This window comes from Acidithiobacillus sp. (assembly GCF_049965315.1).
Classification (GTDB): Bacteria; Pseudomonadota; Gammaproteobacteria; order Acidithiobacillales; family Acidithiobacillaceae; genus Acidithiobacillus_B.
In genome coordinates this window covers 55,189-75,090 of record NZ_JBMFWL010000003.1, presented here as the reverse complement: position 1 = coordinate 75,090, position 19,902 = coordinate 55,189, and the positions used below count along the sequence as shown (strand labels likewise).

Genomic DNA, 19,902 nt, shown 5'->3' with positions numbered 1-19,902 from the left:
GGGGAATCGGCGGGTGATCTTTACCGCCGATGATTTTGGTTTGGATCCGGCGGTCAATGCCGCAGTGGAATCGGCCCATCGGGATGGCGTACTCAACACTGCCAGCCTCATGGTCGGGGCTTCCGCCGCGGCCGATGCCGTGGCGCGCGCCAGAACCATGCCGGAATTGCATGTGGGGCTGCATCTGACTCTGGTGGACGGGTGTCCGGTCTTGCCGGCGCAGCAGGTGCCGGACCTGGTGGACAGCAGTGGGCATTTTGCCGCCGATCTTTGGTGGCGGGGGGTGCGTTATTTTTTTATCCCGCGGGTACGCCGGCAATTGGCCGCGGAGATCCGTGCCCAGTTTGCCGCTTTCCAGGCAACCGGTCTGCTTCTGGACCATGCCAATGCCCACAAGCACTTGCACCTGCATCCCACGGTCCTGTCGCTGATGCTGCGCATTGGCCGGGAATTCGGTCTGCGCGCTGTGCGGCTGCCTTGGGAGCCCCTCGCCGCTGCCCGTTGCGGGGGTGCGAAGGGGTTGGCGCCAGCCCTGTGGTCATTCTTTCTCAGTCCCTGGCTGCGTCTCATGCGCCGGCGCCTGCGCCGCTTCGGCATGGCCCACAACGATGCGCTCTTCGGCTTGACGTCCACGGGTGTCATGGATAAAGCGGCATTGTTGCGGGCGCTGGCCTGCATTCCCGAGGGCGCGAGCGAGATTTACTTTCATCCGGCCTTGACCCGCAGCGCGCTTTTGCAGACCTTGATGCCCGGCTATCGGCACGATGCAGAATGGGCGGCCCTGTGCAGTCCGGAAATAGCCGAATACCTGCAAGCCCAGCATATTCAAAAGGTGCACTTCAGTGATCTGGTCGTCCATTAACCATTTTCTCCAGCGGGTTGGTAAGGTGTATCTGGGCGCCCTCATCCGCCTGGTGGACATCTCCCAGCGGCATGCCCGCGTGGTCCTCGGGACGCTGCTGGCCCTGGCGCTGCTGGGGCTTGTTTATACGGCAACGCATTTTTCCGTTGATACCGACACCAGTAACGCCCTTTCCCGGGATCTCCCTTTTCAAAAGCTGGAGCATGCCTATCAACGGGCCTTTCCCCAGGAAAAAAACACCATCATCGTGGTCATCAAGGGCAAGGATTCGGCCTTGGCCGGGCGGGCGGTGGATCGTCTGACTCAATGGCTGCGCGCCCATCCCCGGCAGTTTGAGAACGTCTATATCCCTGGGGGCGGCAGCTTCTTCGAGCGCAATGGCATCCTTTATCTTTCCCGGCAGGAGCTGCAGTCCTTCGCCAACCGGGTTACCGATGCGCAACCGCTCATCGCCAAGCTCTCCCAGGATCCCAGCCTCTCGGGATTGCTGGGCCTGATGAACCAAGCCATCGATCAGCGTCTGCAGGGCGGCGCCAGCCTGCCGGGCCTGGAGAGCATTTTTATGGAAATGCGCAAGGCCGTGGACGCGCAGATGGCGGGGCAATTCTATCAGGTTCCCTGGGGAAGCCTGATGGGAGGCGGTGCGACGGCCGCAGCGGGCCGGCAGCGCTTCGTCATCATCCGGCCGGTGCTCGACTATCACTCTTTGGAGCCGGCCGCCCAGGCCCTGCAGACCTTGCGGGCGGGGATCGCGAACCTGCATCTGGACCAGGCCCATGGCCTGGATCTGGGCATAACGGGCGAAGCGGTACTGGACTCCGAACAGCTCAAAACGGTGGCGGCCGGGGCGGGGGTGTCCCTGGGCCTTACTTTCGCCGTGGAGATCCTCCTCCTGGTGGTGGCGCTGCGTTCCCTGCGCATGGTGTCGGGGGTCCTGCTCGGCCTGATCGTCGGCATGATCCTGACCACGGCGGGCGCCCTCCTGGTGATCGGTCCCTTCAATTTGATCTCCGTAGCCTTTGCGATCCTGTTTATCGGCCTGGGCGTGGATTTCGGCATCCAGTTTTGCATGCGTTATCGGGAAGAGGTCTTTAGCGGGGCGCCTCATCCCGAGGCGCTGCGCCGCGTCGCCCGCGGCCTGGGTGCTGCCTTGAGCCTGGCGGCGCTGGCCGCCGCCCTGAGCTTTTACGCCTTTGTGCCCACCAGCTATGCGGGTATCGTCGATCTGGGCCTGATATCCGGTACGAGCATGCTGATCGCCTTGCTGATGACCCTGACGCTGCTGCCGGCCTTTCTCACCCTGTGGCCGGCGCGCCAGCGGCTGCCGGTGCATAGCCTTCCTCATCCGCGCCTGACGCCGGCCCTGGTCCGTTATCCCATTCATCGCTATGCCTATGGGGTTCTGGCGATGGTGATGGTGCTCGCTGTCCTGGCGGTTCCGGCGGTCCTGCGTGCGTCTTTCGATTTCAATCCCCTGAGTCTCATCGACCCCCACGCCGAGGGGGTGCGGGTCTTTCGTCAGCTCCTGGCCGAGCCGGGTATATCGCCCTACCGGATCGAGATTGTCGCCCCTGACCTCTCGTCCGCCAACGCCCTGGCGGCACGCCTGGACAAGCTGCCTGACGTGTCCCAGGCCGTGACTCTTTCCAGTTATATCCCCGCAGGGCAGAGCGAGAAACTGGCCATCCTGCAAAATCTGCAAATCCTGGTGCCGCCTTTTTCGCTCCTGATGCCGGCCGCGCTACAGCCGCCGGCGGCGGATACGGGCGCCGTGCTGACCCATTTCGCCGGCCGGCTGGTGGCCTTGAGCATGGCCGAGGGGCAAGGCAGTCCGACCGGACGGGCGGCCATGCAATTGCAAAGCGCCCTGCAGCGTTTCCACCATCGCTACGGCGATGATCCGCAGGCCATCAAGGCCTTGCAGGAGCGGATCATGGGCGGCTTGCCCCCCGAACTGCAACGCTTGGGGATGGCCCTGACGGCCGCCCCCGTGACCTTGCAGAGCCTCCCGGAAGATTTGCGTACGCGTTATGTCACGCCCCAGGGTCAGGCCCGGATCGAAGTCTTTCCCCGGGCCAATCTCAGCAGCAACGCCGCCATGCTGGCGTTTGTCCGCAATGTCCAGCAGGTGGCGCCGCAGGCCGCGGGGGCACCGGTGATGCTGGTGGAAGGCGGCGAGGCGGTGCTGGCGGCCTTCCAGGAGGCCACGGTCATTGCCATGGTCAGCATTTCCCTGCTGCTCTTCCTGGTCCTGCGTTGCTGGCGCGATACCCTGCTGGTGATGGTGCCCCTGTTGTTGGCGGCGCTTTTCACCGTGGCGAGCATGAGTTACCTGGGGCTTTCCTTCAACCTCGGCAACATCATCGTCCTGCCCCTGCTGATCGGGCTGGGCGTGGCCTTTGCCATCTATATCGTGGCGCGTTGGCGCGGCGGAACCGATGTCGCCCACATGCTCCAGACCAGTACGCCCTTTGCGGTGTTTTTCAGCGGGATCACCACCTTGAGCGCCTTTGGGAGCATGGCCATATCCCTTGATCCGGGCATGGCGAGTTTGGGCAAGACCCTGAGCCTGGCGCTGGCCATGGTGCTCTTGTGCATTCTCGTGGTATTGCCGGCATTGCTCCTGCTGTTCACCCATTCTCCCCGCGAACAGGGTATCGCCCAGGATGAAGGCCGCTGAGGGAGAGCGGTCCACGGGCCGCACGCTGCCAACGGGCCACATGCTGGTTTATGCCAGCGGCTTGCTGGGGCTCCTGCTGGCCCTGGTGCTGGTGCTGCATGAGGGCGCCCGCAGCATCCTGCAGATTCTGGCTCACAGCGGCTGGGCCCTGTTATGGTTGCTGCCTTTCCATTTCCTGCCGCTGGGCCTGGATGTCCTGAGCTGGAAATGGCTGCTGCGCGGGGAAGACCGCGCGGGTTTTTGGTATCTGCTCTGGGTCGCGGCGGTACGCGAATCCGTGAACGGCCTCCTGCCCGTCGCACGGGTGGGCGGGGAAGTGGTTGGTGCGCGGCTGTTGTCCCGCCACGGCGTTCCCGGCTATCTGGGTGGCGCCAGCATCATGGTGGAGATCACCCTGACCCTGGTGAGCCAGTTTCTTTTTACCTTGCTGGGCCTGGTCATCCTGGTCTATGCCATCAGCGACCACGCCATGGAACTGGCCGTGCTCCTGGCTTTGGCCTTCATGGTGCCCGTCATGCTCGGCTTTCTCTGGGTGCAGCATCGCTGGGGGTTTTTCCAGATCCTCCAGCGGCTCATGAAAATGCTGCTGGGCGGCAAGGACCTGCTCCTGCGTCTGGAGGATCCGGCCCTCCTGGACGCGGAAATCCGTACCCTGTATGGCCAGCGCTGGGCCCTGGTGATCCCCGTTTTCTGGCAGTGCATGGGCCTGCTGGCGGGGGCCCTGGAGGTGTGGTTCACTTTCTGGATTCTGGGCCATCCCGTCCCCCTGTGGGCGGCCGTCCTGATGGAAAGCCTCGGTCAGGCCCTGCGTAGCGCGGCCTTTCTGGTGCCGGGCGGCATCGGCATTCAGGAAGGCGGTTTTGTGCTTTTCGGCGCCGCGGCGGGCATCGGCCCGGATCTGGCGCTGGCCTTTTCCCTGGCGCGCCGCTTCCGGGAACTGGTCTTGGGCGGGCCCGTACTCTTGTCATGGCAAGCCCTGGAAGGGCATCATTTACACCGAAAATGGCGGCAGGCCCAAACACCCAAAGGAGAAGCATCATGACGGCGGCCATCCTGGAGATGGGGTCCAACGAGCATCGCGACCTTTTTTGCCAGTTTTTTCACGACACGCATATCCGTTTTGATCCGCAGCAGATCGACTGGCCCAAGCTGGACGAAGACGCCTATCGGCGCCTGGTTGCCTTGCCTTTCTGGGGGGAGGCGGTGGCCACCGAGAGCGTTACCGCGCGCATGGTGCAGAGCATGGGCGAACAGGAGCCCGACCCGGTCGTGCGCTCGGCGGTGGCCCTGGACGGCCTGGAAGAGCAGCGCCACGCGGATTTGCTGCGCGCCCTGGTGGAGCACTATGGGATCAGGATTCCGCCCTTGCCTGCGGCACCGGCCGTGCGGGATCCCTATTGGGAGTTTCTCTACACCGGTTACGGCGAGTGCCTGGATTCCTATTTTGCCTTCGGCCTTTTTGCCCTGGCCCGTGATTCGGGCTTTTTCCCGCCTGCGCTGGTGGCCATCTTTGACCCCATCATGCAGGAAGAGGCACGCCATATCATCTTCTTTATCAACTGGCTGGCATGGCACCGCAGCCGCCTGCCATGGTGGAAGCGCATGGGGCTGGAACTGCAGCGGGTCCAGGTCATTGCCATGCAGGCCTGGGCGCGAATCCGGACGGCACGCGGTCTCAACGAGAGTCGGGAAGAAAACTTCACCTTGACGGGGCACAAGGAGATCAGCAACGACATCAGCCTGCGGGAGCTCCTGGCGCTGTGCCGAAGCGAAAATGAAAGGCGCTTTGCCCCCTATGACCCGCGTTTGCTGCGGCCGAAGCTGGCTCCGCGCATTGCCGGAGTGCTGTTTTTTTTCTTGTCCCGAGCGAAGGCGGCTTGATGCGCCGCTGGGCGCTTGTCCTATAGACCGTTTGGTATGTTATACTAAATGAATTTGTCAGCCATCGCGTTGCCTGTTCAGTCGGCAAAAACACAGGAGAAACCAGGTATGGGCGTTCCACTAATCCAAAGCTATCGGGTAGGACGGTATATCCTCGCGCAAAAGTTGCGGGGGCGTAAACGTTATCCCCTGGTGCTGATGCTGGAACCGCTGTTCCGCTGCAATCTGGCCTGTTCCGGCTGCGGCAAGATCGACTACCCCGACGATGTGCTGGACCAGCGCCTGTCCGTGGAGGAGTGCATCGGCGCCGCGGAGGAGTGTGGCGCGCCCATTGTTTCCATCGCCGGCGGCGAACCGCTGATTCACAAGGACATGCCGGCCATTGTGCGGGGCCTGGTGGAACGCAAGCGCTTCGTTTATCTCTGCACCAATGCGCTGCTCCTGAAAAAGCGGATGGAGGACTATACCCCTTCTCCCTATCTCACCTTTTCCATCCATCTCGATGGCAACGAAAGGCGCCATGATGATTCCGTCTGCCAGCCCGGGACCTATCAGCGCGCCACGGCAGCCGTACGCGAGGCCGTAGAGAAGGGCTTTCGGGTAACCGTGAACTGCACGCTCTTCCAGGGGGAAAGCGCGGCGGAGGTGGCGGACTTCCTGGACGACTGCAAAGAGCTCGGTGTGGAGGGCGTCACCATTTCGCCCGGATTCAATTACGAGCGGGCCCCGCAGCAGGAGGTCTTCCTCAAGCGTCAGGGCTCGCGGCAGTTGTTCCGCGATATCTTCCGCCTGGGCAAGGAACGGCAATCGCGCTGGCGGTTTAACCAGTCCAGCCTCTTTCTCGACTTTCTGGCCGGCAACCAGACCTATCAATGCACCCCCTGGGGCAATCCCACCCGGAATATTTTCGGCTGGCAAAAACCCTGTTACCTTCTGGTGACGGAGGGATATGCCAAAACCTTCCGGGAGTTGCTGGATGATACTCCCTGGGAGAAATACGGCGTCGGCAATCATGCCAAGTGCGATCAGTGCCAGGTGCATTCGGGTTTTGAACCGACGGCGGTGAACGACACCTTCGCCCATCCCATCAAGGCTTTGAAAGTGGCGTTGCTGGGACCCCGCACCGCGGGCCCGATGGCGCCGGATCTGCCGTCCACCCCCCCGTCGGCGGGGGCGGAGCACCCGGTGTTCCCGTTGCGCGTCGAGCGTTAAATTTACTGTCCCGTTGTCAGGAGCGTATCGTGACCAATAAAAAACGCATGATCGGGGTGGGCGCGGTGGCTTTGTCCCTGCTGCTGCCCTTGAGCGCTGCGCCGGCGTGGGCGGATGCCGCACCCGTTGCCGCCACGGCCTCGACTCCATCTGCCACGTCTCCCCAGGGGGCTGTTGCCGCCTTGGACAACGCCTTGCTGGAGGCCATGAAGGGAGGCAAGGCCCTGGGCTATGCGGGGCGTTACCGGATCGTCTTTCCGGTGGTGCAGCAGCTTTTTGATTTCGAGAAAATCGCCAGCCTGACCATGGGGCCCTACTGGCCACAACTCCACGGCGCTCAGCAAAAAGAGTTCATGGCGGTACTCGCCGAGTACACGGCGGCCACCTACGCAGCGCGCTTTGACCGCTACGATGGCGAGCGTTTTGCCATCACCAGCAGCCAGATGCTGCAGCCGGGTACCATGGGGGTATTCACCACCTTCACGGAACACAACGGCAAGGTCCATCGTTTTGACTATCTTCTGCAGCAGACCGGCCAGCAATGGCGCATTGTCAATGTGGTGGCCGATGGGGTGAGCGATCTCTCCATGAAGCGTGCGGAGTATACGGATACCATGAAGAGCAAGGGATTCCAGGCCTTGGTGGCGCATCTGCGCAAGCAGATCGACGGATATGCCAGGGAGGGCGGGCAATGAGGCGAGGAGTGATCCTGTGCGCCGGCATTCTGGCCATGAGTGTCGGCCTCTCAGCCTGCGCGGCGGCTGATACCCCCGGTCAAGGGACGCATGGTTCTGTCGTGGCGGACAGTTCGGATCCGCTGGAACCCGTTAACCGGCCTATTTTTCATTTCAACATGGGCCTCTGGGACTATGTGCTGCACCCGGTGACGGAGGGCTACCGCGCCGTGACTCCGGAAGTGTTTCGGGAAGGGGTGAGCAATGTCTTCAGCAATGTGGGCACCCCCTATATTTTCATCAATGACTTCCTGCAGGGGCGTGGCCGACAGGGCATGGAAGACCTCAGCCGTTTTCTGGTGAACACCATTTTCGGTCTGGGCGGTCTCTTTGACGTGGCCAACAAGCTCGACCTGCCCCCCCACGACAACGGCTTTGGGGTGACCTTGGGAGTGTGGGGCGTACCGCAAGGGCCCTACCTGGTCCTCCCTTTTTACGGACCCAGTTCCGTACGCAATCTGCCGGGCATTGCCATGAGCATCTTCACCGGACCCGCGTATTACATCAGCAGCAGCACCGCGCAGTACGCCCTGTCGGGCATGGGGGTGGTAGATACCGGCTACACCGAGCGTGAGAGCATTCGCATGGTGCAGGAGGCCGTCAACCCCTATGTATTCATGCGCAATGCCTGGGAACAGCATGAGCAGTACCTGATCAACGGCGGGGAGGTCAGCAAGAGTCAGCTTCTGGAGGGGCTGGGACCTTTGCCGGAGCCCGCTGCGGCGACATCGCCAGCGGCAAGCGGTGCCGATACGGCCCCGGCAACGTCCGCCCGCGCTCCGGCGCATCCGTGACGTCCGCAGGAAAAGGAGTAAGAGATGGCTTTTGATGCAGAAGCGGTAATACGAACGGCGCATCTGGCGCGTATCTCCTTGCCGACGGCCGAGGTGCCAGCCGTGGCCGAGCAACTGGAGCGCATCATGGAAATGGTGGAAGCCTTGCGCAACGTCCCCACCGAGGGGGTGGACAGCATGGCCCATCCCCTGGATCTGGAGCAGCCCCTGCGGCCTGATATTGCGCAGAATCCGGACCGTCGCGAGGCGCTGATGCAAAACGCTCCCGCCGCCCGGGATGGTCTTTTTCTCGTGCCCAAAGTAATCGAATAGGAGCCCTTCGTGGATCTCAGTGAAGCTTCCTTGCGGGAACTCCGCGACGCCTTGCGCTCCCGCCGGGTTTCGGCGCAGGAGCTTGCTCGCTTTTATCTGGATCGTGTGGCGGCCCATAACCCCGCCCTCAATGCCTTCATCACCGTTACCGAGGCCGCGGCCCTTGCCGCGGCGGCGGCGGCCGACGGGCGCCTGGCGGCGGGGGAGGAGGGGGCCTTGTTGGGGATCCCCATGGCGCACAAGGACATCTTTTGTACCGCAGGAGTGCGTACCACCTGCGCTTCGCGCATGCTGGAGCGATTTACCGCTCCATACAATGCCACCGTCGTGGAGCGTTTGCAGGCTGCCGGCATGGTCATGCTGGGCAAGCTCAACATGGACGAGTTCGCCATGGGCTCGTCCAATGAAACAAGCCATTTCGGCGCTGTGCATAATCCCTGGGATCTGCAGCGGGTGCCGGGGGGCTCCTCCGGTGGTTCGGCGGCGGCGGTGGCCGCACGGCTGGTGCCGGCGGCCACCGGAACCGATACCGGCGGGTCCATCCGCCAGCCGGCGGCCCTTTGCGGGGTGACGGGCATCAAGCCCACCTACGGGCGGGTGTCCCGTTACGGCATGATTGCCTTTGCTTCCAGCCTGGACCAGGGCGGTCCGCTGGCGAAGACGGCGGAAGACTGCGCGCTGCTGCTGGAAGCGATGGCGGGCCATGATCCACGCGATGCGACCAGTCATCCCGAAGCCGCAGGGGTCTTTGCGGCTACCCTGGATGCGCCCCTCCAAGGCCTGCGGGTGGGGGTCCCGGAGGAATTTTTCGGTGCCGGCCTGGATCCGGAAGTGGCGGCCGCGGTGGAGGCGGGTATCCGCGTCCTGGCGGCCCAGGGTGCCGTGATCAAATCCATCCATCTGCCCAACAACGCCCACGCCGTGAGCACCTATTATGTCCTGGCGCCGGCCGAGGCCTCCAGCAATCTGGCGCGTTTCGACGGAGTTCGCTACACCTATCGTGCCGCCGGCGTGGAAGACCTCACCGATCTGTACCAGCGCAGTCGCTATGAAGGTTTTGGTGCCGAGGTGCGGCGGCGCATCCTCATCGGCACCTATGTCCTCTCGGCGGGCTACTACGATGCCTATTATCTCAAGGCACAGCAAGTGCGCAGCCTCATTCGCGAGGACTTCCGCCAGGCCTTTGCCGAGGTGGATGTCATTGTCGGGCCCACCACGCCGACGGCGGCCTTTGCCCTGGGGGATAAGGCCCAGGACCCCGTCGCCATGTATCTGGCGGATATCTACACCATCGCCGTGAATCTGGCGGGCATCCCGGCCATGAGCATTCCCTGCGGTTTCACCGCGGGTGGATTGCCCATCGGCATGCAGTTGATGGGCAATTATTTTACCGACGGCCTGCTGCTCAATGTGGCCCATCGTTTTCAGCAGGAAACGGACTGGCACCGGCAACGGCCGGCCCTGGCACCGGCAAAGGAATAGCATTATGGAATGGGAAGTCGTCATCGGCCTTGAGGTGCATGCGCAACTCAATACGGCCAGCAAGATTTTTTGTGCCTGCCCCACGGTCTTCGGCGCCGCGCCCAATACGCAGACCTGCCCCGTTTGCCTGGCATTGCCGGGGGCCTTGCCGGTGCTCAACGCCGCGGCAGTGGACAAGGCCATTGCCCTGGGTCTGGCGGTGAACGCCCAGATCAACCGGCGCAGCGTTTTCGCCCGCAAGAATTATTTCTATCCGGACCTGCCCAAAGGCTATCAGATCAGCCAGTATGAATTGCCCATCGTCGGCCAGGGCCAGTTGACCATCGCCTTGGCGGATGGTCGGGAAAAGGTGGTTGGCATTACCCGCGCGCATCTGGAAGAAGACGCCGGAAAATCCCTCCATGAGGCCTTTCCCGGGCAGACGGGCATCGATCTCAATCGCGCCGGTACGCCGCTGCTGGAGATCGTTTCGGAACCCGACATGCGTTCCCCGGCGGAAGCGGTTGCCTACCTCAAGAAGCTCCACGCCCTGGTGCGCTATCTGGATATTTGCGACGGTAATATGCAGGAGGGTTCCTTTCGTTGCGATGCCAATGTCTCCCTGCGCCGTCCCGGCGCGCCCTTCGGTACCCGTGCGGAGGTCAAGAATCTCAACTCCTTCCGCTTCCTGGAAAAAGCCATCGAATACGAGATGGAGCGGCAGCGGGACATCCTCGAAAGCGGCGGCAAGATCATTCAGGAAACCCGCCTCTTCGACGCCAACAAGGGGGAAACCCGCTCCATGCGCAGCAAGGAAGAGGCCAACGATTACCGCTACTTCCCCGACCCCGACTTGCTGCCCCTGGTTTTTGACGAGGCGCGCATCGCATCGGTACGGGCGTCGTTACCCGAATTGCCGGATGCCAAGCGCGACCGCTTCATGCAGCAGTATGGCCTGCCGGCCTACGATGCCGAGGTGCTGACGGCCAGCCGCGCCGTGGCCGACTATTACGAAACGGTGGCCATGGGGGTAGATGCCAAGATGGCCGCCAACTGGGTCATGGGCGATTTGCTGGGGGCACTGAACAAGGCCGGCCTGGAGATGGAAAGCTGTCCGGTTGCGGCGGAAAAGCTCCGTACCTTGCTGCAACGCATTGGCGACCAAACCATCTCCGGCAAGATCGCCAAGGACCTGTTTGAGATGATCTTTGCCGAGGGCGGCGAAGTGGACGCCATCATCGCTAGCCGTGGTCTACGGCAGATCACCGATAGCGGGGCCATTGCCGGTCTCATTGACGAGATCATTGGAGCGAATCCGCAGCAGGTGGCGGATTATCGGGGGGGCAAGGACAAGCTCCTGGCCTTCTTTGTGGGCCAGGTCATGAAGGCCAGCAAGGGCAAGGCCAATCCCGACCAAGTCAATGCCTTGTTGCGGGAAAAGCTGAAGGCTTGATCTTGCAGGGGCAGGGCGCTGAACAGCGCCCTGCTTCTCCCTTTTTTTAGCGGCTTACGGGGCGGAATCAGGCAGCAGGAGCGACCTTGTCGTTGCCGGGCACTTCCTTGACCAGCTTCAGGAATTCGGAGAAGGGGCCCATGTTTTCCATGGCTTCCATCTTGGGACCCTTGAAGTTGAGGCGTCCGAACATCATGGCGGTCATGGGAGAGCCCATGTGATGCCAGTCGTGGGTGGTAGCCCACATTTTGTAGTCGTAATCGTAGTTGAGATCCTTTGCCTTGACGGCACCACCATAGGTGCATAGGGCCTTGCCGTCTTTGGCGGCAATCTCCAACTGGACGGGGGGTACATTTTTGTAGTTGGAGTCCGAGATCTCCATGATCTTGTAACCCTTGCCGCCGTTGTTCTTGATCCAACTGCCGCCCAGCTTGTCCGTGAGGGTCGCGTTGCTGTTCCACGCCGTGCAGAGTTCCTGCGCCCAGACCGGCGACATGAAGACCGGCACGTCAGCCAATGCGACCGTTGATCCTGCGAGACTCAACCCCATGACCATAGCCAATGCGATCTTTTTGTTCATAGATTTTCCCTCTGTGTGTGCTGTTGATGTGCCCGATGACGGGCATGCTGGGAGTATATCGGGAGGGTAAGGGCTTACCAAGCGCGTATTTTTTGATCGCGCTATAAAGTAGAAGAAAATCAGCATATAAGATTATATGCTGGGGTTGGAATCCGCTCTCCCCTCCTGGGGAGGGGCGCCGTCCGCAGAACGAAATCGACGGCACACAACGGATGTGGGCGCGACCCTGAACGTCGCTTCCCTGCTTATGCCGCCGCCGTTCGCACGGCCTTTGCCGCCTTCTTTAGCGCCACCCGCTTACCCGGTTCGCCAAAGACCTCCTGCACAAAGCACCAGCCATAGACGCCGGAAAAGAGCAGCACGGCATTGCTGAGCAGAGCCGCCAAAATGGCCGCGTTGACGGTGGCGATGATCCCCGACAGCGCCGTAGCCATGCCTTCGATCAGCAAGGATGCCAGCAAAAAAGCCATCCACACCCGGATATTGCGTAATACGCCGGAAAAACCGGCAATGAATGCGATGCTGGCGTGCCGAGTGACTCCCATCAGCATGATGCCGATGGACAGGATCAAAAAGGCATTGCCGACGGTTTCCTGGGTATTGCCCAGGGCGTTGCTGATCCAGGAGCGTATCCATAGGGGCAGGGCCAGCCATTGGCTCTCCCGGGCATGGCCCAGGTTCGCCGCAGCGGACAGGTGGTCCTGGCTGAGGATGTTGCCCAGGAAGCGGTGCAGCAGAAGCATGAGGATCAGTATGGCGAGGATCAGCGCCGTAATTTCGGCCAGCAGGCGCAGGAGACCCAACCAGGGGAGATCGCGAATGGCGCGCAAGACTCCCGCCAGATCCGTGATCCCCCCATGCACCGCCATGGCGCAGCCCATGATCAGTACGCTGGTGCCGCAGGCAATGGGAAAACTGAGCAGGGCAGGCTGCCAGGTCATATTGATGGCCGCGAGCGCCAGGTAAAGCACCGTGAAGGGAATCGGCCCGGCACGGAGGAGATCCCGCGATTCGCGCAACCAGCGCAGGCCCCAGCCGCGCTCTACCGTTTTCGGATTCAAGGCGTTGCCCACGAAACCTCCCTTTCCGTCCGCGCTGCCGGGAAAACATCCCCACTCCACTTCCGGAATGGAGGCACAGATTTTCGAAAGCCCTTACCGCAGCCATCAACTTCAACAATAGCATAACGGCTGCCGGGAAACGCCAGAAACCCGGACTCTATGAGACCAGGAAAAGCCGTCGGGGTTCTATCTGCGCGCTCCAAGTTCGGATAAAATACGTCAACGGAGGTGTGGCAGAGTGGTTGATTGCACCGGTCTTGTCCCATCGAGCCCCGGGGGGGAAACCCTCCGGGTGTCAGGAATCAAATTCGGCGAAGCCCCTGCGGACCAGCGAGGTAACGCCGAGCCAAGCCGGCGCCGCCGGAAGGTGTAGAGATCAGACGGTTCCCGCCTAAGGCCATTGGCTATGGCGAAGGCATGATCCAGACCGCAAACAGCGTGGCTGGTGGCGAAAGCCATAGTGGTACGGAAAACCGGCAGGGGTTCGCGCCCCTCGTGAGTTCGAATCTCACCGCCTCCGCCATTCATTCGTTGTATCCTGTTGATGTTGTTTGCTGTTTCTGCGCAACGCTTGTCTTTGGTCTTATCCGGCGTCAAAGTCGACGATCACGATAGAGAGGAAACCATGGAATCCTGCATCGAAGTTTATCCGGTCAAAATGAACGGCGCGCCACTCTGGAAGTTCCGGGTGAGCCGCGATGCCGGCGTGATCTACGGCTTCTCCAAGCATGCGACCCGCGATGAGGCGGTAGCGGCAGCCAGGAGCAACCCGGCCAACGCCAAGCTGCCGGTCAGAGAGATCCTTCCGCCTCGCCCCTAGCGGGAGTGCCGTGATCCGAACGTTTCGGCTGCTCCATTTGCGCTCCCGCCACCGGGGTAAGATGCTTGGCGCTTGCAAAGCGCTCCATGGGGGTTCGGCTCGCCGGGGATTGGCAATGCAGGGGCCTCGTCATGGGCAGCGGGCGATTTTTGCGCTGCATATCCGGGCTGGTGCCGGGTGATGCGCGGCCATGGCCGCTGCGCCATTGCTCTGGCGCTGGTCATCCTGGGGATGCCCGGATGGGCCCGGGCCGAAGACTGGTGGGCAACGGCCAGGACGGCGGTGGCGGAGCGCTGGTCGGCGGCGACGGCCAATCTACCGGCTTCACCGAGCACGGTACCTGCCGTGGGCAGCATCCAGGTGGCCTTTTCGCCGTCAGGGGGCGCGACGGCGGCCATCGTTGCGGCGCTGGGAGAGGCGCGGCAGCGGCTTTGGGTGCAGGCCTATAGTTTCACCAGTGCGCCCATTGCCAAGGCGGTGCTGGCGGCGGCGAAACGCGGGGTGCAGGTGACCGTCCTGCTGGACAAGAGTCAGCGTACCCAGCAGTATTCCGAGGCCGATTTTTTCGCCAATCAGGGAGTGCCGGTCTACATCGACGACCAGCATGCCATCGCCCACAACAAGGTGATGATCATCGATGGGGGCACGGTCATCACGGGCAGCTTCAATTTCAGCAGGGCGGCGGAGCAGTCCAACGCGGAGAACCTCCTGATTTTGCGCGGCAACCCTCCCCTGACGGCACTCTATGCGCAAAATTTCCGTTTTCACCTCGGCCACGCAACGCCCTACCGGCCGCGCCACGGTCGGGATTGAACGCCAAAGCTGGCCGGAATGGCCTTGCCGCCACCCTGATCCTGCCAACTGCCGGATTTAGGTTTATACCAGCCCCTCCAGGATCTGGACGTCCACCCATTCGCCCGCCGCTGCCCCGGCGCTTTGGGCAGGGAGGACGATGAAGCAGTCGGCATGGGCCATGCCGCTCAGGATATGGGAGGACTGGGCACCGACGCCGGCCACCTGCAAACCGGTTTCGCTCCGGAGCAGTCGGCCGCGCTGGAAATCGGTGCGGCCGGGTTTCTTCCGGAGGGCCTCGGCCAGGGGCAGGCGTAGGGTAAGGGGCAGCCAGGGACCGAGGCTGCCCATGCGCTTGAGGATGGCTGGCCGGACGAATTGGTAAAAGGTGACGATCATGGATACCGGATTGCCGGGCAAGCCGAAGAAGGTGGCTGCGCCGAGCTGGCCGAAGGCCAGGGGCCGTCCTGGTTTCATGTTGATTTTCCAGAAGTTGACCTGGCCCAGGCTGCGCAGCAGGCCCGAGATGTAATCGGCATCGCCCACGGAGACGCCGCCCGTGGTGATGACCATGTCGGCCATGCCGGCGGCCTGCTGGAGGGCGGCTTCCAGGGCCCCAGGGTCATCGGCGACGCGGCCCAAGTCGAAGACCTCGCAGTCCAGTCGCCTGAGCATGGCGTGCAGGGTATAGCGGTTGCTGTCATGGATCTGGCCGCTGCCCAGGGTCGCTCCGAGAGAGCGCAACTCGTCGCCGGTGGAGAAAAAGGCGACGCGCAGACGGCGATATACGGAGACTTCGCTCACGCCGAGGGCGGCGAGGACCCCCAGCCGGGCGGGACGCAGCAGAGTGCCGGCGGGGAAGGCGAGGGCGCCTTGGCGCAAGTCTTCCCCGGCGAAGCGGACGTTGGCCTTCGCCGCCACCGGGGCGCTGGGCGTGACCATGTCGCCATGGATCTCGGCTTCCTCCTGAATCAGTACGGCATCGGCTCCCTCGGGAAGCACGGCGCCGGTCATGATGCGCACGCATTCACCGGGCCCCACGCGACCGGCGAAGGGATGGCCGGCAAAGGCCTTGCCGATGACGCGGCGCGCCGACCCCAGGTCCCCGCTGCGGAGGGCATAGCCGTCCATGGCGGAATTGGGCCAGGCAGGCACATCTGCGGGGGCCAAAACGTCCTCGGCGAGAATCCGGTCCAAGGCGGCGTAGAGGGGGAGGGACTCCCGATCCTGGACCGGAAGGCTCGCGGCGAGGATGGCGGTGGTGGCTTCCGCAACGCTCCGGGCGTTGGGGTCGTGCTCGTTATCGCTGCCGCAATGGGCCATTTGTCTGCTCCTTTGAGTACCAATGCCAGATAAATTCGGCCACCGCCCGGGGCGCATTGAGATCCAGCCGCGGCTGGTGGCCGGGGATGGGCCCATCGCTGGCCACCGCCAGGATCCGCGCATCGTCCGGGGCCAGCAAGGCCTTGCCCTGGGCCGGACGGTGGACCTCGATCTTGGGAATGGCCAGGGCCTTCCACCCCTCCACGAGCACCAGATCCGTCGCGGGGTCCAGGGCCTCCAGCAACTCCGCGAGTCCTGCCGCAACGGGTGCCTGGCGGGCCATGAACCAGCGCCGGGGACCGGTGAGGAGCACGGTCTCGGCACCCGCTTCCCGCAGCCGGTAACTGTCCTTGCCGGGCTGATCCCATTCCACATCGTGATGGGTGCTTTTCACCGCGGCCAGACGCATGCCCCGTTGCCGCAGCAGGGGCAGGATTGCGCAGAGCAGGGTGGTTTTACCGCTACCGCTATATCCTACAATACCAAGCGCGATCATTCCAGGTCCTCGGGACGGTTGCAGTTGCGGAAACTCTCTGCCGGCAGGGTCAGGGTGCGATAGTCGAGATCGCGAAACCAGTCCTGGGCGCGCCGCCCACCCCTTTCCAGATAATGAAGCAGGTGGGGGGCGAGCCCGCTCCGGCACAGGCAGAGCACCGCCTGCCAGTGGGTCTCGCTGCGCGCCACCACGATATCGCTTTGCCCCCGCGCCTCCCAAAAGCGCGCCGCGATATCTTCGGGAAGGGCAGGGCTATCCACCGGGAGGCTCAGCAGCCAGGGTTGCCGCGCCGCCTGCAGGCCCGCCAGGAGGCCCTGGAGGGGGCCCTGGAAACCGGGTTGAGGATCCGTGAGCACCGGATAGCCCAGTTGGCCGTAGCGATCCAGATTGCGGTTGGCGCTGATGACGATCTCCGCAACGGGGCCTTTGAGGCGTTGCAAGGCCTGATCGATCAAGGGCCGGCCGTGCCAGGACAGCCAGCCCTTGTCTGCGCCGCCCATGCGCCGCCCGGCGCCGCCGGCCAGAATGAGACCCGTAATGGGCAAAGGGGCGGTCACGGGATGCCGCCGTTCCGCTGCTTCGGTCCCGGCGCCGGGCAATGGCTGTCTTTCCAATTTCGTTACCATCGGTCATCGGGCACAGCGGAATCTGTGAATGGAGCCGCCATGGCACCCCCTTCTGCCGTGAAAAAAGAGTTCATGTTATCCTTTCACAAATAGGTTCCGCTGGGAATTGGGAGAACTCCATGTGGGATTGGTTACGCGGGAAAAATCACCCGGCCCGGGCCCCGGCCGGCGTACTGGTGGATGCGGGCATACCACCACAGGAACGGGTGGCCGAACTGCCTTTGCCGGAGCCCTTGTTTATTGCCCATTATAACGGCTTCGGCGAGCTGGCCGAGAACGCGGAGTTGCGGGCCTTGCTCCTGGCGACGGCGCGGGCGGGCGATTTCCTGCGCGATTTGCCGCGCCGCAGCGCCCAGCGCTTGGAGGCAGAGGCCGGGCTGGAAGCGCGTTTCGGCGTTTCCGCGGATACGGTGGCGCGCTTTTTCCGGGTCTTGCATGGGGAAATCACCCGGCGTATGTATCTGGAGGCCGCACGCCAGCGCGAAGGGGCGGTCGGGGTGAGCTTTTCCCTGACCCATCCGGAACAGGCCACCGGGCCCCAGCGCCGCATTGTCGAGGCCGATGACTTTGGGCTGGGCGCCGGGGTTTACCCGTTTACCCATATCCCCGAAAATCCCGAGCCGGGAAAGGAAAATCCCTATATTATCCGCGTTGTCATGAAAAAGGATCTGGCATGAAGAAAATCGCCATTTTTGCCGGCGACGGCATTGGCCCGGAGATCGTCGCCAGCGCTCGCCTGGTACTGGATGCGGTCAATACGGCCGCAGGCCTGCATCTGCAGTGTATGGAGGGAGCCGTGGGAGGGGCGGCCATCGATCGGTGCGGCGACCCGCTGCCTCCGGAATCCCTGCGGATGGCCCTGGAGGCCGATGCGGTCCTCCTCGGCGCCGTGGGGGGGCCCCAATGGGACGCCCTGCCGCCCGCCCAGCGTCCGGAGCAGGGTCTGCTGCGTCTCCGCAAGGGATTGGATCTGTACGCCAATCTGCGGCCGGTGCAGATCTTTCCCCAACTCCTGGCCGCATCGCCGCTGCGGCCGGAATTGGTCCGGGATGTGGATATCCTGGTGGTGCGCGAACTCACCGGGGATATCTATTTTGGCCAACCGCGGGGCAGTGAGACGGGTCCCGACGGCTTGCGTCGCGCCTTCAACACCATGGTGTACGATGAAGCCGAGATTCGCCGTATCGCCCACGTGGGCTTTCGGGCGGCCCAAGGGCGGCGCAAGCAGTTGTGCTCGGTGGACAAGGCCAATGTCCTGGAAACCACCCGTCTTTGGCGGGAGGTCGTTACGGAGGTGGCCCGGGAGTACCCCGATGTGGCCCTGAGCCATATGTATGTGGACAACGCCGCCATGCAACTGGTCCGCGCCCCGGCGCAATTCGACGTGCTGCTTACGGGCAATATCTTCGGCGATATTCTCTCCGACGAGGCGAGTCAACTTACGGGATCCATCGGCATGCTGCCGTCGGCCTCCCTGGGGGAGGGACGGGCCATGTACGAGCCCATCCATGGATCGGCGCCGGACATCGCCGGCCAGGACAAGGCCAATCCCCTGGCCACCATCCTTTCGGTGGCCATGATGTTGCGTTATTCCCTGGGGGCCGAGGCCTGGGCCGAGCGGGTGGAGCGGGCGGTGCTGCGCGTGCTCGACAGCGGCTATCGGACGGCAGATATTGCGAGCCCGGGAACGCATCTGCTCGGGACCCGGGCCATGGGCCAGGCAGTCGTCGCCGCACTGGCGCAGATTGATGAAGGAATATGATGAAAAAACAAAATTACAACATTGCCATTCTCGGCGCCACCGGCGCCGTCGGGGAAACGATGCTGGAGATCCTCCAGGAACGCCAATTCCCGGTGGATCAACTCTTCCTTTTGGCCAGCAGCCACTCCGCCGGCAGCAAGCTGCTGTTTCGCGGCCACTATCATACGGTGCAGGACGCGGCGGATTTCGACTGGTCGCAGGTCGACATCGGCCTTTTTTCGGCGGGGGCCAAGATTAGCGCCGAATATGCCCCCAAAGCCGCGGCGGCCGGCTGCGTGGTCATTGACAATACCTCGCAGTTTCGCTACGACGACGAGATCCCCCTGGTGGTGCCGGAGGTGAACCCGCAGCGCATTGCCGATTATCGCCGCCACGGCATCATTGCCAACCCCAACTGTTCTACCATCCAGATGCTGCTGGTCCTCAAGCCCATCGCCGATGCCGTAGGCATCGAACGGGTGGTGGTGGCCACTTATCAGGCGGTGAGCGGCGCCGGGCACCGCGCCATCAACGAGCTGGGTGCGCAGACCATGGCGATTTATACGCATCAGGAACCGGTCTGCGAGGTCTTTCCCCAACGCATCGCCTTCAACTGCCTGCCGCAAATCGATGTCTTCCAGGACAACGGTTATACCAAGGAAGAAATGAAGATGTTGTGGGAAACCCGCAAGATCATGGAATTACCGGATCTTGCCCTGACCGCTACCTGTGTGCGCGTGCCGGTTTTCTATGGGCACTCCGAGGCCGTCAATGTGGTCACCAAGGGAAAAATATCGGCTGCGAGCGTGCGCGCCCTCCTTGCCGATGCCCCCGGGGTGACGGTGATGGATGATCCTGCGGCGGGCCTGTGGCCCACCGCCCTGGACGCTGCCACCCACGACGCCACCTTCGTCGGGCGTATCCGTGAGGATTGTTCCCATGAGCGGGGGATCAATTTCTGGGTGGTGGCGGACAATATTCGCAAGGGTGCGGCCCTCAACAGTGTGCAGATTGCGGAAATATTGATCCGCGACTATTTATAGCGCTGCGGAGTTACCTGAAACCAGGGCTTGA

20 protein-coding genes are annotated in these 19,902 nt (G+C 62.8%); 15 read left to right on the top strand and 5 right to left on the bottom strand.

Annotated features, from left to right (window positions below; all coding sequences use genetic code 11):
* The first annotated feature begins 13 nt into the window (after positions 1-13).
* The 10 genes from hpnK to gatB all read left to right on the top strand — a co-directional run bounded on the left by hpnK (position 14) and on the right by gatB (position 11,389).
* Positions 14-862 carry a hopanoid biosynthesis-associated protein HpnK gene (hpnK, locus tag ACP5MM_RS01795; RefSeq protein ID WP_427930959.1) on the top strand — a complete coding sequence of 283 codons (849 nt, stop codon included), beginning with the start codon at positions 14-16 and terminating at the stop codon, positions 860-862.
* Positions 843-3,542, top strand: coding sequence for an MMPL family transporter (locus tag ACP5MM_RS01790; protein WP_427934017.1), 2,700 nt, complete (start codon positions 843-845; stop codon positions 3,540-3,542). The genes hpnK and ACP5MM_RS01790 overlap by 20 nt, the downstream gene beginning before the upstream one ends.
* A gap of 40 nt (positions 3,543-3,582) precedes the next feature.
* Entirely contained in the window at positions 3,583-4,584 is a 1,002-nt protein-coding gene (locus tag ACP5MM_RS01785) for a flippase-like domain-containing protein (protein WP_427934016.1), read from the top strand.
* Complete coding sequence (locus tag ACP5MM_RS01780) at positions 4,581-5,423, top strand: ferritin-like domain-containing protein (RefSeq protein ID WP_427930962.1); 843 nt, start codon at positions 4,581-4,583, stop codon at positions 5,421-5,423. Before ACP5MM_RS01785 ends, ACP5MM_RS01780 begins: the two co-directional genes overlap by 4 nt.
* 108 nt (positions 5,424-5,531) lie before the next feature.
* Entirely contained in the window at positions 5,532-6,635 is a 1,104-nt protein-coding gene (hpnH, locus tag ACP5MM_RS01775) for an adenosyl-hopene transferase HpnH (RefSeq protein ID WP_427930963.1), read from the top strand.
* 29 nt (positions 6,636-6,664) lie between these two features.
* Positions 6,665-7,330 (top strand): ABC transporter substrate-binding protein, encoded by a 666-nt coding sequence (locus tag ACP5MM_RS01770; RefSeq protein ID WP_427930964.1) that lies wholly within the window; start codon positions 6,665-6,667, stop codon positions 7,328-7,330.
* 101 nt (positions 7,331-7,431) lie between these two features.
* Positions 7,432-8,163, top strand: a complete 732-nt coding sequence (locus ACP5MM_RS01765) for an MlaA family lipoprotein (protein WP_427930965.1) — start codon at positions 7,432-7,434, stop codon at positions 8,161-8,163.
* 24 nt (positions 8,164-8,187) lie between these two features.
* On the top strand, positions 8,188-8,475 hold the full coding sequence (gene gatC / locus ACP5MM_RS01760) for an Asp-tRNA(Asn)/Glu-tRNA(Gln) amidotransferase subunit GatC (protein ID WP_427934015.1): 288 nt from the start codon (positions 8,188-8,190) through the stop codon (positions 8,473-8,475).
* A gap of 9 nt (positions 8,476-8,484) precedes the next feature.
* A complete protein-coding gene (gene gatA / locus ACP5MM_RS01755) occupies positions 8,485-9,957 on the top strand; it encodes an Asp-tRNA(Asn)/Glu-tRNA(Gln) amidotransferase subunit GatA (protein WP_427934014.1) in 1,473 nt (490 codons plus the stop codon).
* Positions 9,958-9,961: 4 nt separating this feature from the next.
* A complete protein-coding gene (gene gatB / locus ACP5MM_RS01750) occupies positions 9,962-11,389 on the top strand; it encodes an Asp-tRNA(Asn)/Glu-tRNA(Gln) amidotransferase subunit GatB (protein WP_427930968.1) in 1,428 nt (475 codons plus the stop codon).
* A gap of 67 nt (positions 11,390-11,456) precedes the next feature.
* Here the strand turns inward: gatB and ACP5MM_RS01745 are convergent, their stop codons facing one another.
* Positions 11,457-11,969 carry an SCP2 sterol-binding domain-containing protein gene (locus tag ACP5MM_RS01745; RefSeq protein ID WP_427930969.1) on the bottom strand — a complete coding sequence of 171 codons (513 nt, stop codon included), beginning with the start codon at positions 11,967-11,969 and terminating at the stop codon, positions 11,457-11,459.
* A 245-nt stretch (positions 11,970-12,214) separates the two neighbouring features.
* On the bottom strand, positions 12,215-13,042 hold the full coding sequence (locus ACP5MM_RS01740) for a hypothetical protein (RefSeq protein WP_427930970.1): 828 nt from the start codon (positions 13,040-13,042) through the stop codon (positions 12,215-12,217).
* A 613-nt stretch (positions 13,043-13,655) separates the two neighbouring features.
* On the opposite strand from ACP5MM_RS01740, the gene ACP5MM_RS01735 reads away from it, so the two are divergent.
* Both ACP5MM_RS01735 and ACP5MM_RS01730 read left to right on the top strand, forming a co-directional pair.
* Complete coding sequence (locus ACP5MM_RS01735) at positions 13,656-13,850, top strand: hypothetical protein (RefSeq protein ID WP_427934013.1); 195 nt, start codon at positions 13,656-13,658, stop codon at positions 13,848-13,850.
* 180 nt (positions 13,851-14,030) lie between these two features.
* Positions 14,031-14,663 carry a phospholipase D family protein gene (locus ACP5MM_RS01730; protein WP_427930972.1) on the top strand — a complete coding sequence of 211 codons (633 nt, stop codon included), beginning with the start codon at positions 14,031-14,033 and terminating at the stop codon, positions 14,661-14,663.
* Positions 14,664-14,726: 63 nt separating this feature from the next.
* On the opposite strand, the gene moeA is transcribed toward ACP5MM_RS01730, so the two are convergent.
* Genes moeA through mobA form a run of 3 tightly spaced genes read right to left on the bottom strand, consistent with a single transcriptional unit; the run spans position 14,727 to position 17,018 of the window.
* Positions 14,727-15,965 (bottom strand): molybdopterin molybdotransferase MoeA, encoded by a 1,239-nt coding sequence (moeA, locus tag ACP5MM_RS01725; protein WP_427934012.1) that lies wholly within the window; start codon positions 15,963-15,965, stop codon positions 14,727-14,729.
* On the bottom strand, positions 15,943-16,461 hold the full coding sequence (gene mobB, locus ACP5MM_RS01720; protein WP_427930974.1) for a molybdopterin-guanine dinucleotide biosynthesis protein B: 519 nt from the start codon (positions 16,459-16,461) through the stop codon (positions 15,943-15,945). The genes moeA and mobB overlap by 23 nt, the downstream gene beginning before the upstream one ends.
* On the bottom strand, positions 16,458-17,018 hold the full coding sequence (gene mobA, locus ACP5MM_RS01715; RefSeq protein ID WP_427934011.1) for a molybdenum cofactor guanylyltransferase MobA: 561 nt from the start codon (positions 17,016-17,018) through the stop codon (positions 16,458-16,460). The genes mobB and mobA overlap by 4 nt, the downstream gene beginning before the upstream one ends.
* Positions 17,019-17,206: 188 nt before the next feature.
* Here mobA and ACP5MM_RS01710 point away from each other — a divergent pair, with 188 nt between their 5' ends.
* The 3 genes from ACP5MM_RS01710 to ACP5MM_RS01700 are packed head-to-tail and all read left to right on the top strand — an operon-like array spanning position 17,207 to position 19,871.
* Positions 17,207-17,764, top strand: a complete 558-nt coding sequence (locus ACP5MM_RS01710; protein WP_427934010.1) for a hypothetical protein — start codon at positions 17,207-17,209, stop codon at positions 17,762-17,764.
* A complete protein-coding gene (leuB, locus tag ACP5MM_RS01705; RefSeq protein WP_427930977.1) occupies positions 17,761-18,849 on the top strand; it encodes a 3-isopropylmalate dehydrogenase in 1,089 nt (362 codons plus the stop codon). The genes ACP5MM_RS01710 and leuB overlap by 4 nt, the downstream gene beginning before the upstream one ends.
* Complete coding sequence (locus tag ACP5MM_RS01700; protein ID WP_427934009.1) at positions 18,846-19,871, top strand: aspartate-semialdehyde dehydrogenase; 1,026 nt, start codon at positions 18,846-18,848, stop codon at positions 19,869-19,871. Before leuB ends, ACP5MM_RS01700 begins: the two co-directional genes overlap by 4 nt.
* Positions 19,872-19,902: the final 31 nt, after the last annotated feature.